Genomic DNA, 12,956 nt, shown 5'->3' on the forward strand with positions numbered 1-12,956 from the left:
TCAAAACTTATGCTTATCTTCCGACAATGGTATTGAATGGAGTGGGAGATATCGCCAGTATAGCAAAAGCAAAAGAGAAATAGTGTTCGATAACTGGAAAACGTCATGCATCTCCACATCTTTTCCTTATCATGGAAATAGAACAGGGAATTTTACTTTCTTCTTATGAAATTCCAAAAGGAGAAGATAAAAATACATTTTCATATGATTCTATGAAGAATGTTGATTGCTCTAAACTAGAAAAATCTGAAAAATTTACTCCTGCACTTTATCATGAAAAGGACGGAATCTGGGAAGGTGGCAGCACAAGCCAGTTCTCTCCGGTAATGACATTCAAACTTGGGGAGCGGAGTGTCATTGGCTGATGTTTGCACGGCCTTTTGGGGAAGTGGTATTATCAACATTGATGGAGTTAAATGGGACATGGTGCTGATTTTTGCAATCAGTGTGGTACTGCTTAGGAAAACAAAATGGAATCCTGTTTTTGTGATGATATTGGCTGGGGTATTAAAAGTATTAGTAGCACTTATATAAGAAAAATATAGGGAGGATGATATGCCGACAATCAGCGTACTGATAAAACCTGCATCAGGGATGTGCAACATGCAATGTGATTACTGTTTCTATTGTGATGAAATGAAAAAAAGGTCACAGGATTCGTATGGGTTTATGTCAGAACAAACACTAAAAAATGTTATTAGAAAGACTATGATTCATGCTGAAGGGTTAATAAGCTATGTATATCAAGGTGGTGAGCCTACTTTGCGTGGACTTACTTTTTTTGAAAAAGCTGTGGAATACCAGAGGCATTATAACAAGCATGGAATACGGGTGAATAATGCTTTGCAGACGAATGGATATCTGCTAGATGATGCATGGTGTAAATTTTTCAAAGAAAATCAATTTTTAATTGGGTTATCAATAGATGGTACAAAACAGCTTCATGATATGTACCGTCATGACAAAAATGGAAATCCGACATTTGATCGGATTAAGTCTGCGGCAGATCTTATGGATCAATATGGAGTGGATTACAATATTCTGACGGTAGTAACACAGAATGCTGCTTATCATGCGACGGAAATATATAATTATTATAAGAGGCAGGGGTGGAAATATCAACAGTATATTGCATGTTTGGATCCGTTGGGGGAAATTAGGGGGAAAAGTTCATTTGCCTTAAAACCTGAACAATATGGACGGTTTTTAGTAGAGTTATTTAACTTATGGTACGAGGATTGGAAAAATGGAGAACATCCTTATATAAGACAATTTGAAAACTATATAGGAATTCTGCTTGGATATCAGCCGGAATCCTGCGAACAACGAGGAATCTGTGGTATACAGAATGTGGTGGAAGCCGATGGTAGTGTGTATCCGTGCGATTTTTATATGTTAGATGAATACAGACTAGGCAATTTTAATAGTGACCGTTTGGTAGAGATTGATGAAAAGCGAAAATCAATTGCATTTGTGGAGCAGTCGCAAAAGTCTGCAAAAGACTGCATAGAATGTAAGTTCCATACACTATGCAGAGGGGGCTGTCGAAGAAATAGGGAATTTGATGTTGCTAAAGGAGAATATGCAAATTATTATTGCGAAAGCTATCGTTTCTTTTTTGAACAATGCTTAGAGAAAATGATTCATATTGTTGAGACAATAAAAAGGTAGAAGGTAGAACTTATGAGAGGGGGAAACATTTTTCAATCCATCCACCCAATTACACAAAATCACAATTGTCTCGTAATTTATATTGCTATATGTACGCCACTTAACATTATACATTTTTCATGCGCTCCCTGAGTTGCTTTCTGGCTTCGGATACACTGAGGGTAGGAGCACCGTCTATGCGTTCCTGCTCGGCTTGTAAGACATTTGCATGTAGCTGCAGTGTCTGTTCCCTTTTTTCAAAGGCATCAATACTCATCAAGACAAGATCTCCTTCTCCCATCTTTGACACTTTATAGAGCCAAAGATGGGATTGTAGCATAGTAAAGCGACAGTGAAAATCGCAAAGCCGTGCCATGCGAGGACAGTTTAGTGCTAATGTTGTGTCACAAAAGACTATTGATTTTCCGGAGTATTTTTGCAACAATACATAGGTAATATTATGTTACGCTTTATGAAAAGGAAAAATATATGATTTTCATCATAATCCAACAATAAAAGCTGAATAGTTTGCGCTCGCAGCAAGTCCTGAAGTTGTGTTTTTTCCATTACTATAATCATATTCATGCCTTCCCCTATCAAAATCCGATTTGTTAACGCCTTATAATTATAATACAAGAGATATAAGGTTTTTGTAACGATATGAGCTAAAGATAGAGTAAACTAGATTTAGGTATTATATGAGGTAAAACTGATGTATAATATTTATAGATTACAACAATGTTAAGGAGGGAACGAATGAATTTAGAAATATATCAACAATTGTGTGCTGAATCAAAAATTCTCTGGACACAGCATTGTTTACAGCGAATGCAGGAAAGAGATATCAGTCGTGCCGACGTAAAAAATGGAATTGCAACCGGCGAAATCATAGAGGATTATCCAGATACAAAGAAATTTGAAGATGATTTAAAGACACGAAGAAAGAGGTGATGGATATGTGTATGTATTGCAAAAATAGTACAACCGTAAATAGTACAACAACACACGTCGTAAATTATAAAAATTGCATTATTGTAATTAAGAATGTTCCATGCCTTGAATGTGAGCAGTGTGGAGAAAAATATTATACGGATGAAGTTGCTGAGCGACTTGAAACGATTGTAAATATGGCAAAGAAATTGATGCAGGAAATTGCAGTTATTGACTATCCACAGGTAGCATAATCTTCTATATCGGGAGAGGGTGCCGAGGCCCCTCTCTTTTCTTCTTTTTATCTTTTCTCTGTACTATTCAATCCATCGCATTTGGAGACTTTCTCCGAAAAAGTTCCGGAATAGACGTTCTAAAGTAATAATCTGCCAACCTTTGCCCAAAAAATCAGGACTCTTTACCCCATTATAAATCACAGTTCCATATTTTATTTCTTCAAGATCATAACAAACAAATTCATTTTCTGCCAGTGATGATTTTTTTAACAGATGGGATATCATGTATTCGACCAGACCTTCGTATCCGGTATAATCAGCTTTATACCATATACCTTCGTTTTCCCATTTTAACTGATTTCCTTTTGAAGACTGGCGGTCATTTGTCCGGATATTCTGTTCAAATTTCATTGAATTGGTATTTTTAGCATGATAAGATAAAGTCAGAAAGATAGTTTATAATGGTCGAAAAAACATGGCACAAAGAAAAGGAACTGCGACAGGCGGCAGGGGACGGTTATTTATAGTAAAATTAAACCATTGCCAGAACATGAAATAGCATGATAAACAGAGAAAATTATCAGGGAGAATGAGTACATGAAAGCAGCAATTATTTATGCATCGGTTCACCATGAAAATACCAAAAAGGTGGTGGAAGCAATCGCCGGTGAAAACGCGGTAGATCTGATCGATGCTACGAAGGAAAAAGAAAGAGATTTGTCAGGATATGACCTGATCGGCTTTGCCTCCGGGGTATATTATGGGAAATTTCATCAGACAGTACTCAATTTTGCTTCTGTCAATTTACCGGCAAATAAAAATGTATTTCTGCTCTGCACCTGCGGCGGCAGTGCGGCATTCCAGTCAATAGAAGAAGTTGTAAAAAGCAAGCAGGGGAAGATCGCCGGGAAATTTTCCTGTAAGGGGTATGATACCTTCGGTCCGTTCAAGCTGGTTGGAGGGATTGCAAAGGGACACCCCGATCATAAAGATCTGGCAGATGCGGTAACATTTTATAAAGGAATCATTCGGAGGTAGACAGAAATGGCAAAGGATCAAAGATTCGAGATCGTATATTCACAGGGGACGATAACTGTTACGGAAATTTGGGTGGATAAAGAGACCGGGGTAAATTATTTATATCATGCAAGTGGCTATTCCGGAGGTTTGACACCATTATTGGATAGAGAAGGGAAGCCTGTTATTTCGCCAATTATGAACAGCAGCCGCTCCCGGTCACACGACAGGAATTTGAAAACCGGTCCATGCTGTATCATATCCTGGAAGACATGAAAGCGTTTCTTGACATCAAAAAAGACTTTATCACAGCAAGGTGATGTATTATAATGTAAAAACCAAATTAGATAAGAAAGTGGAGGAAAACATATATGTTAGAAGCAGGAAAAAAAGCACCCGATTTTGAATTGCCGGATCAGGACGGTGTAATGCATAAATTAAGTGATTATGCAGGCAAAAAAGTGATTTTATATTTTTATCCAAAGGATAACACACCCGGATGTACGAAACAGGCATGCGGTTTTTCAGAGAGATATCCGCAGTTTGCGGAAAAGGGTGCGGTCATTCTTGGAGTCAGTAAAGATTCCGTGGCTTCTCATAAGAGATTTGAAGAAAAATATGGTCTGGCATTTACACTTTTAGCTGATCCGGAACGTAAGGTTATTGAAGCCTATGATGTCTGGAAAGAAAAGAAAAACTATGGAAAAATATCTATGGGCGTGGTAAGAACTACTTATCTTATTGATGAGCAGGGAATCATTATAAAGGCAAATGATAAAGTCAAGGCGGCAGATGATCCTGAAAATATGCTTAAGGAATTGGCATAATGAAGATTATTTTATCACCTGCAAAAAAGATGATTGTAGATACCGATAACTTAGCACCGGTTGAACTGCCTGTCTATATTGATAAGACAGCAGAAGTATTAAACTGGATGAAAAGCAAATCCAAAGAAGAGCTGAAAGCAGTCTGGAAATGTAACGATAAGATTGCCGAACAGAACTTTCACAGACTGGAAACTATGGATCTGTACCGTGGACTTACTCCGGCAGTATTATCCTATGAAGGAATCGCATTTCAGTATATGGCACCAGCTGTGTTTGAGGATAGACAGCTTGCATATGTACAAAAGCACTTGAGAATCCTGTCTGCGTTTTATGGGGTTTTGGAACCAATGGATGGGGTGACACCGTACCGGTTAGAAATGCAGGCAAAGGTCGGGATAGGAGATGCAAAAAATCTGTATGATTACTGGGGGGAGAGATTATATCGTTCAGTGATTGATGACAGCAGGGTTATCATTAATCTGGCATCAAAAGAATACTCAAAATGCATAGAAAAGTATCTGACACCTAAGGATACCTATATTACGGTCTCCTTTTGTGAGTTATCGGGAAATAAACTGGTAACGAAAGGGACATATGCCAAAATGGCCCGAGGGGAGATGGTCCGGTTCATGGCAGAAAGAGAAATTGAGAATCCTGAAGAGATACGAAAATTTGACAGACTTGGATATACTTTCAGAAGAGATTTGTCATCTGAATCGGAATATGTATTTGAACGAAAATGATTAATGTGAATTGCTGATATGAGTATGGATATGGCTGCCTGCTACAATCTACGCAATTCACTTTGAATAGAAGGAGGTAAAGATAGATGATGAAACGCAAATTGATCTTAACCGGCGCAGCACTGTCCCTGGCAGTGGCTATGACCGGATGTGGCGGTAAACCAGTGATAAATCAGCAGCCAAGCAGCCGGGAGAAGAATGCGGTAGATACCCAGGCACAGACGGAGGCGACAGTCCCCGCTGCCGATTCTGCCACAACGCAGAGTTCTGCCGCAGCTACCGCGCAGACGGTAACCGGCACAGTGGATGAGGAAATGGCACAGAAGATAGCTCTTGAGCATGCCGGAGTGAAGGCAACGGATGCAACGATCACTAAGTCAAAGCTGGACTATGAAGGCAGACGCCAGGTATATGAAATTGAATGGTACGCAGGCGGTAAGAAGTACGACTATGAAATAGCCGTGGATACCGGTGAGATTTTAAGTTCCGCATACGATGAAAAAACATCCGGATGGAGTGTCAGCAATAGCAGTAACGTTACTGTCAGTGAGGCAGATGCAAAGCAGACGGCACTTGGCCGTGTAAGCGGTGCAACACAAAAGGACATCTACGAATGGAAATTCGATTATGATGATGGACGTCCGGAATACGAAGGCAAGATCATCTATGGCGGAACGGAATATGACTTTACGATCGATGCATCCAGTGGAGCTGTCATAGAGTGGGAGGCTGAGAGCGTCCGTTAGTTATGCTCATAAAAAAGTAAGGGGTTGTATTCCCGGTAATATGTGAAAGCGTCTAGGTCATTCCATCGGATATGGAAAGAAAGAGACAGTGCACAGCCGAGACTTTTGGAAGCGATACTGTATAAAGACAACTTTAACAGAGCGTATAAGAGAGTTAAGGCAAACAAGGGAGCGCCAGGAATTGATGGCATGACCATTGAGGAGGCTCTTCCATATTTAAAGGAACATCAACAAGAGATAACCGACCGCATTTATCGTGGAAAGTATACTCCGTCTCCAGTAAGACGAGTTGAGATTCCACTCAAAAGAGGGCTCATTGCCCTCTTTTATCAATCCTCATAGTGTCCACGGCAGGAAATAATCCACAAAAATCCATTTTCATCAATGTTGTAGACGAGTCTGTTTACATCATCAATTCTTCGGCTCCACGCTTTTCTGTGACGAAGCGGTTCCGGTTTCTCTGTCAACCGATGTGATTCATGAATCGTATAAAAATCATGGAATAAATAATATCAATATGATAGATTATAATTTGAAAAGACCCTCTTGAATCGTTTGGATCAGGTGTTTATGATAAGATGAAATAAGAACATAGCGTAGCTTATTAGGAGATCATTATGTGTGGACGGTATTATGTGGATGACGAAACAGCAGAAGAAATCGAAAAAGTAATCCGCTTGGAGAGATCCGGACCATCAAACAGCTGCAGATACACTCCCAGGAACGAAAGAACTATGCAGGTATTCCATCCATAGTGTTTGATTGTACGATTGTCATTTTAGGCAGACAGCTAGCCGCAAAGCTGATATACTATATGTCAGAGGGCAGGTGGGTGCTGAATTTTAAATAGTAAGAATGGAAACCATACCTATGAAAATGAAAACTGAGGAAACCATAAAACTGATCAAATATGTTACCGGCTCCGTAGCTGCCGTACTGCTTGCAGCAGCCCTGCAGCTTCAGTTTGCGTATGCCGCAGGGATTATCACTCTCCTGACGATCCAGGACACGAAGAAGGAAACTGTGCGGATAACAGCGAAGCGCATGATCATATTTGTGATCATGACGATCTTGTCAGCAGTGATCTTTCCACTTGCCGGATATCACGTGTGGGCGTTCGGTATTGTACTGATCCCATATCTGTTTAGCTGCATGGCATTAGACATGAAGGAAGCGATTGCTCCTATTGCAGTACTTTGTACACATTATGTTTCAGCTAAGAGCTGCAGTCCGTCCATGATTCTGAACGAATTCCTGATCCTGGTGATCGGAGCGGGGATAGGCACACTGTGGAATCTCTATATGCCGGATGGCAGAAGACAACTGTTGGATTATCAGAAAACCGTGGATGATAAAATCGTGTACATCTTACACAGAATGGCGATCTACATTGAACTGGAGGACAAAACGGATTATACTGGAAGCTGCTTTGATGAACTGGATGCAATGCTTGTGAACCTGAAAAAAGAGGCATTACGATATATGAATAATCATCTGATCACAGAGGATGATTACTATTACGAATATATGCAGATGCGGGCAAGACAGTGCGTGATACTGAAAAGAATATATGCAGACATCATCCGTCTGACCACTACGCCGGAGCAGGGGAAAGCACTGGCAGATTTTATACGTCAGACTGCCGATGAATTTGAAGAACAAAATAATGTGGAAACCCTGCTGTCGGAGTTAGAGAGACTGCACCACTATTATGAACAGCAGCCGCTCCCGGTCACGAGACAGGAATTTGAAAACCGGTCCATGCTGTATCATATCCTGGAAGACATGAAAGCGTTTCTTGACATCAAAAAAGACTTTATCACAGCAAGATAATGCGAGACTTTGAACAGAGAACATAACAATATAAAAAACGAGATCAGGAGGCTATCGGAAATGACGGAAAGAGAAAAAATGTTAAGCGGAGAGTTGTATGATTCATCGGATAACGAATTGGAACAATTACGTTTGCATGCACGTAAATTAGCAAGAAGATATAATTTGACAGATGAGGATCAGCAAGAGGTGCAGACACAGATATTGCGGGAATTATTGCCGGCAACAGAGGAACTTCCGTATCTGCAGGCACCGGTCTATTTTGATTATGGATGTCATACTTACTTCGGAAAATATAGCTCTGCTAATTTTAATTTCACATGCTTAGACGTAGGTGAAATACATATAGGGGATAATGTGATGATCGGTCCTAATGTTACATTGGCAACTCCTATGCATCCATTATTGCCTGAGGAGCGTAATGTCAGGAAAAGAGAAGATGGCAGCCTTTATACTCTTGAGTATGCGAAGCCGATCACTATAAAAGATAATTGCTGGCTGGCATCCAATGTGGTTGTTTGTGGTGGTGTAACCATAGGGGAGGGATGTGTAATAGGAGCAGGAAGTGTTGTGACCAGAGATATTCCTCCCTATAGCCTGGCAGCCGGAAACCCATGCCGTGTTATTCGCAAAATAACCGAAAAAGATCATATGTAAGATAGAATTGATCAATTTTCACCAGTTTATTGCAATAGAATCACTAATATTTAGCAAAAAAATTTTATATTTATTAATAGAATTTTCCAATCAACTGTGCTATAATACGGACGTTTAAGCACATAGAAGTTGAATTGAAAATTTACAGAAGCTGAAAGGAAGGGAAAACTATCATGGAAAAGATCAAAAAGCATATAGCTAACTTAAAGGTTGCAGGAAAATTAAAATTATATCGAATGACAGTGCTTGTTATGACATTCTTTTTAGTGTTGGTGGCACTGATCTCGACATTAGTGATCCGTTCAAATATAGAGAAGATCACGGAGGTCTGGTCTCCGGCATTGGAAGATCTGCAGGAATTAGAAACAATGACTGCAAAATATAGAATCAAACAGTATCAACATCTGGTAGAATCAGATGATGCTGTTATGACCTCTTGTGAAGAAGAAATTCAGAAGCTGGAGAGTCAGATCCAGGATACCGATGCGAATCTGGAGGCAATCATGTCTGCAGACAGAGATGCTCAAGAAGGACAGGACGATTACGAAGTAGCAAACGCTGCATGGGAAGAATACAGGGCTGCTTCGGATGAAATCCTGAAGTTGAGCCGTGAAGGTAAACAGCAGGAAGCAGCGAAACTGATGATCGGAGAGGTGTATGAAGAGTATAAGGCATTTGCTGAGAAATTAACTACATTACGTGACAAGTTCCAGGTAGAATTAGACCGGGCAAAGACCATGGCCAATGTATGCACCATCATCATATTTGTCGTGATCGTGGCAGCAGGTCTTGCGATTGCTGTAGTGACGACACTGATCGGAAAGATCATTACCAATTCCATTACCGAGCCGGTAGAACAGATAGAGGCAGCAGTTGCCAGCCTGCGTAAGGGCGAACTGTCTAATGTAGAAATGCTTACCTATGAGTCTGAGGATGAGCTTGGCGATACCATCAGGAATCTGAAAGAAGCCATGGGTATTCTGGCAGATTATGTCAGCGAGATCTCTGTGGAGGTAAAGGCAATAGCGCAGGGTGACCTGACCAGAAATGGTGATGATATTACAGATTTCCTGGGCGATTTCTCGGAATTGAAGACATCACTGCTGTATATTCTGAAACGGTTTAACAGTACCCTGACCGAGATCAGCAATCTGGCAGAACAGGTATCATCGAATTCATCCGAGGTGGAAAATGCATCAAAATCCCTGGCGGACGGTGCAACAGAGCAGGCAGGAGTCATCGAGGAATTGAATGCCACCATTGACACTGTCGTGGATCTGGCGGCAGATACAGCGAAGGTAACACAGAACGCATCGGCACGTGTAAAAGCCTCTGCAAATAAAGCGAACGAAGAAAAAGAAAAAATGAACGATCTGCTCAAGGAAATGGAGCACATTACAGAAATCTCCAAGGAGATCGGTAATATTATCACAGATATCGAGGATATTGCATCCCAGACCAACCTGTTATCCCTGAATGCTTCCATTGAAGCTGCCAGAGCAGGAGAAGCAGGAAGAGGATTTGCAGTAGTGGCAGATCAGATCGGCAAGCTGGCAGCAGACAGTGCAAAATCTGCTGTAAATACAAGAGATCTGATCGATAAGACCTTAGTGGAAATCGAAAAGGGCAATACGATTACAAGAACAACAGCAGACGCATTCAATCAGATCATTGCAGATATGGAGTCCTTTGCAGAGCTTGCAGAGAACACCATGGAGAAAGCCAACTCCCAGGCAGAGTCCTTGGAGCAGATCGGCCAGGGAATTGAACAGCTGTCCGGCGTAGTACAGGGCAATGCTGCATCCTCCGAAGAGAATACTGCGATCAGTATTAATCTGGCAGAGGGAGCAGCCAAGATGCGTGACCGTGTGAATATCTTTAAGCTATTCTAGAAAATGGCAGGAATAGAGTGAAGTTGTCGGAAGGAAAGTTTTTGTTGTGATTAATGATATATTTAGAGTGTTTGGAGAGCAGACAGCAGAAATCTTATTTGAGATCATTACAGAATGTATGGATGATTACCTGTATATATTTGATCTGCAGAATAATACCTTTGAGATTTCACAGTCAGCTGTGGAACGGTTTAATATGTCGAAAAATGTTCTGACAGATGCTGCAAATGAAGTTATGAATGTAGTATATGAGGAAGACCGCAGGATGCTTGCAAAGCATCTTGCGGATATATGCGAAGGAAGAGAAAATGTACATAATCTTCATTACAGGTGGCTTGATAAAGAAGGTATGCCGGTCTGGATTAACAGCCGTGGTATCGTGATCATTGATCAGCAGGGAAAGGCAGAGTATCTGGTCGGGTGTCTGAATGAGACCGGCAACAGGAGAAGAGCCGATAATGTCACAGGACTGCTTGGCGGTCCGGAATTCCTTGCTTACCTGCGTGCACAAAAAGAACCCATTACCAAGGGATTTTTTATGCATATAGGAATTGATGATTTCGGAGCGATCAATAGCTCCAGGGGAGCTGATTATGGTAATTATATCCTGAAAAGCGTAGCCGGCTGTATGAAGGAATGCCTTTCAGACAAGCAGAGAATTTACCATCTGGTAGCGGATCAGTATGTGATCGTGGATCTGGAAGCTTCCTCCGCAGAAGACGCTGTGGCACTGAAAGAAAAGATTACAGATAAACTTCATAATTTCATAGTAGCCGAAAATTATGAAGCTATATTTTCTATTTCTATTGGTGTTATAGATGCAGCAACATTTTGTGAGGGAACCGAAGAATGCCGCAAAAAGTTTGAATTTGCCTTGAAACAGGCAAAAAGCATGGGTAAAAATGGATTCTATATTTTTGACCAGGATGACTATGAGGTCTTTTTACGAAAAGGAAGAATCATAGCAACACTTCGTAATGCTATTGTGAACCATTATGATGGCTTTGAAGTATACTACCAGCCGATCGTGGACTGTCAGTCCGAACAGATCATTGGAGCAGAGGCACTGATGCGTTTTTCCATGATAACGGAAGAAGGGCGGGAGTTTGTTTCACCGATGGAGTTTATCCCATTATTGGAAGAGACCGGATTGATCATTCCCGCTGGAAGATATATTTTGAACGAAGCTGCAGCAATGTGCTGTGAAATGCAGAAATATATTCCTGACTTCCGGATGAATGTAAATGTATCCTATGTTCAGATCCTGCAAGGCAATGTGGAGCGGGATATTCTGGATGCAATTCAAAAATATTCATTACAGCCGGAATGCTTATGTGTTGAAATGACAGAAAGCGGATTTATGGATATGACACCTTCGTTCTGTAAATTTCGTAAAACTCTGGACAAGAACGGGATTCCCTTTGTGATCGATGATTTTGGAACAGGATATTCGAATCTTCATTGTATCCGTGATATGAATCCAAGTTACGTGAAAATGGATAGGGATTTTACTGCCAAGGCGATGAACAGTGCCAGGGATTATGAATTATATAAAAATATCATCCCCATGGTACATAGTATTAAAGTCAGGATATGCGCAGAAGGCATCGAGGAAAAAGAATGGCTTCTGAAAATGAAAGAAATGAAGGTTGATTATCTGCAGGGATATTATTTTGGAAGACCATGTGGAAAGAAACAGTTTCTGCAGCAATATGCCAGTGGCATCAACGTTAAATAAAGAGAGTAAGGCAGACTCAGCTATGTGGGGCTGCCTTATTTTATGGTCTTATCAGAAGGATGGATCCATAACGGCTTCTTTCAGTTTTTCCAGGTCATTGGCATCAGGGTGAGACAATGCACAGTCAAAATTCTGGATCAATACATCAAGATTTGCCGGATGATCAGGAGCTTCCTTCATTTTCAAGTAGCGTTCCCGGACAGACTGCGGCATTCTGCCCTGACACATATACTCTCCGACGATAACATTGCTTGCGTCAATGAACTGCTTAACCTGACTCAGAATTTTCCGAAAATAGATATCACTGCCACCAAAGCCTGCAGTTCCAAACAGAAAAATCTGTTTATTCTTTAACTGCGATAATAGCTGTAATGTCTTGGTATCTGCATTTCCCTTGTCTGTCCAAAATCCGATATAGAGCAGTTCGGAAGAAGGGATCACTGTGTCGGACACACCGAAATACTCACATTCATCCTGAGGTAATGCCTCGTGGATCGCATCAGCCAGCACCTTGGTATTACCTGTTAAGCTGCTATAAACGATGGAATATTTTTTATTCTTCATATCATGTTGTCTCCTTTCATAGGATCATGAAATTATCATATCGCATTCCTATTTTAGTTCGGAAAGCATGATTTGTCGAATGAATTTTCCATAAACATTTTACGGGGGCTGCCCCGGTATCAT

The 12,956-nt window shown here is 40.8% G+C and carries 15 protein-coding genes and 4 pseudogenes; 15 read left to right on the forward strand and 4 right to left on the reverse strand.

All coding sequences use genetic code 11. The features are described 5' to 3' along the window. Positions 1 to 89: 89 nt before the first annotated feature. Both ACLTOH_RS07015 and ACLTOH_RS07020 read left to right on the forward strand, forming a co-directional pair. Positions 90 to 350 (forward strand): annotated as a pseudogene (locus ACLTOH_RS07015) (hypothetical protein); the annotation flags it as partial. A 205-nt stretch (positions 351 to 555) separates the two neighbouring features. Next, positions 556 to 1,671 carry an anaerobic sulfatase maturase gene (locus tag ACLTOH_RS07020; protein WP_022152699.1) on the forward strand — a complete coding sequence of 372 codons (1,116 nt, stop codon included), beginning with the start codon at positions 556 to 558 and terminating at the stop codon, positions 1,669 to 1,671. Positions 1,672 to 1,777: 106 nt separating this feature from the next. Here the strand turns inward: ACLTOH_RS07020 and ACLTOH_RS07025 are convergent, their stop codons facing one another. Then, positions 1,778 to 1,927, reverse strand: coding sequence for a hypothetical protein (locus ACLTOH_RS07025; protein ID WP_227733920.1), 150 nt, complete (start codon positions 1,925 to 1,927; stop codon positions 1,778 to 1,780). A gap of 479 nt (positions 1,928 to 2,406) precedes the next feature. Between ACLTOH_RS07025 and ACLTOH_RS07030 the strand changes: the two genes are divergently transcribed. Continuing rightward, the gene (locus tag ACLTOH_RS07030) at positions 2,407 to 2,601 is read left to right on the forward strand and encodes a DUF4258 domain-containing protein (RefSeq protein WP_337770666.1); all 195 of its coding nucleotides are present in this window, start codon (positions 2,407 to 2,409) and stop codon (positions 2,599 to 2,601) included. 5 nt (positions 2,602 to 2,606) lie between these two features. Then, entirely contained in the window at positions 2,607 to 2,834 is a 228-nt protein-coding gene (locus tag ACLTOH_RS07035; protein ID WP_021925096.1) for a type II toxin-antitoxin system MqsA family antitoxin, read from the forward strand. 63 nt (positions 2,835 to 2,897) lie between these two features. Here ACLTOH_RS07035 and ACLTOH_RS07040 read toward each other — a convergent pair whose 3' ends face one another. Continuing rightward, on the reverse strand, positions 2,898 to 3,227 hold the full coding sequence (locus tag ACLTOH_RS07040) for a hypothetical protein (protein ID WP_227063401.1): 330 nt from the start codon (positions 3,225 to 3,227) through the stop codon (positions 2,898 to 2,900). A 186-nt stretch (positions 3,228 to 3,413) separates the two neighbouring features. On the opposite strand from ACLTOH_RS07040, the gene ACLTOH_RS07045 reads away from it, so the two are divergent. The 7 genes and pseudogenes from ACLTOH_RS07045 to ACLTOH_RS07075 form a co-directional block, all read left to right on the forward strand. Next, complete coding sequence (locus ACLTOH_RS07045; protein ID WP_412223738.1) at positions 3,414 to 3,854, forward strand: flavodoxin family protein; 441 nt, start codon at positions 3,414 to 3,416, stop codon at positions 3,852 to 3,854. Positions 3,855 to 3,860: 6 nt separating this feature from the next. Further along, a pseudogene (locus ACLTOH_RS07050) lies at positions 3,861 to 4,037 on the forward strand (DUF6440 family protein); the annotation flags it as partial. A 35-nt stretch (positions 4,038 to 4,072) separates the two neighbouring features. Further along, positions 4,073 to 4,153: pseudogene (locus tag ACLTOH_RS07055) on the forward strand (hypothetical protein); the annotation flags it as partial. A 51-nt stretch (positions 4,154 to 4,204) separates the two neighbouring features. Next, positions 4,205 to 4,660 (forward strand): thioredoxin-dependent thiol peroxidase, encoded by a 456-nt coding sequence (gene bcp, locus ACLTOH_RS07060; RefSeq protein ID WP_412223740.1) that lies wholly within the window; start codon positions 4,205 to 4,207, stop codon positions 4,658 to 4,660. After that, complete coding sequence (gene yaaA / locus ACLTOH_RS07065) at positions 4,660 to 5,403, forward strand: peroxide stress protein YaaA (RefSeq protein ID WP_412223742.1); 744 nt, start codon at positions 4,660 to 4,662, stop codon at positions 5,401 to 5,403. Before bcp ends, yaaA begins: the two co-directional genes overlap by 1 nt. An 86-nt stretch (positions 5,404 to 5,489) precedes the next feature. Then, positions 5,490 to 6,149, forward strand: coding sequence for a PepSY domain-containing protein (locus tag ACLTOH_RS07070; protein WP_412223743.1), 660 nt, complete (start codon positions 5,490 to 5,492; stop codon positions 6,147 to 6,149). A gap of 42 nt (positions 6,150 to 6,191) precedes the next feature. Further along, positions 6,192 to 6,461 (forward strand): annotated as a pseudogene (locus tag ACLTOH_RS07075) (group II intron reverse transcriptase/maturase); the annotation flags it as partial. 17 nt (positions 6,462 to 6,478) lie between these two features. Here ACLTOH_RS07075 and ACLTOH_RS07080 read toward each other — a convergent pair. After that, the gene (locus ACLTOH_RS07080; protein ID WP_331682180.1) at positions 6,479 to 6,616 is read right to left on the reverse strand and encodes a type II toxin-antitoxin system YoeB family toxin; all 138 of its coding nucleotides are present in this window, start codon (positions 6,614 to 6,616) and stop codon (positions 6,479 to 6,481) included. 403 nt (positions 6,617 to 7,019) lie between these two features. Here ACLTOH_RS07080 and ACLTOH_RS07085 point away from each other — a divergent pair, with 403 nt between their 5' ends. From ACLTOH_RS07085 to ACLTOH_RS07100, 4 genes are all read left to right on the forward strand, one after another. Then, complete coding sequence (locus ACLTOH_RS07085) at positions 7,020 to 7,982, forward strand: aromatic acid exporter family protein (RefSeq protein WP_178016075.1); 963 nt, start codon at positions 7,020 to 7,022, stop codon at positions 7,980 to 7,982. 60 nt (positions 7,983 to 8,042) lie between these two features. Further along, positions 8,043 to 8,639 carry a sugar O-acetyltransferase gene (locus ACLTOH_RS07090; RefSeq protein WP_117467554.1) on the forward strand — a complete coding sequence of 199 codons (597 nt, stop codon included), beginning with the start codon at positions 8,043 to 8,045 and terminating at the stop codon, positions 8,637 to 8,639. A 173-nt stretch (positions 8,640 to 8,812) separates the two neighbouring features. Further along, positions 8,813 to 10,531, forward strand: a complete 1,719-nt coding sequence (locus ACLTOH_RS07095) for a methyl-accepting chemotaxis protein (RefSeq protein WP_412223744.1) — start codon at positions 8,813 to 8,815, stop codon at positions 10,529 to 10,531. A gap of 46 nt (positions 10,532 to 10,577) precedes the next feature. After that, positions 10,578 to 12,269 (forward strand): EAL domain-containing protein, encoded by a 1,692-nt coding sequence (locus ACLTOH_RS07100; protein WP_412223746.1) that lies wholly within the window; start codon positions 10,578 to 10,580, stop codon positions 12,267 to 12,269. Between the two features lie 51 nt (positions 12,270 to 12,320). On the opposite strand, the gene bilS is transcribed toward ACLTOH_RS07100, so the two are convergent. Beyond that, positions 12,321 to 12,833, reverse strand: a complete 513-nt coding sequence (bilS, locus tag ACLTOH_RS07105) for a flavodoxin family protein BilS (RefSeq protein WP_118591192.1) — start codon at positions 12,831 to 12,833, stop codon at positions 12,321 to 12,323. Positions 12,834 to 12,956: the final 123 nt, after the last annotated feature.

Source organism: Waltera sp. (genome assembly GCF_046969025.1).
Taxonomy (GTDB): domain Bacteria; phylum Bacillota; class Clostridia; order Lachnospirales; family Lachnospiraceae; genus Acetatifactor; species Acetatifactor acetigignens.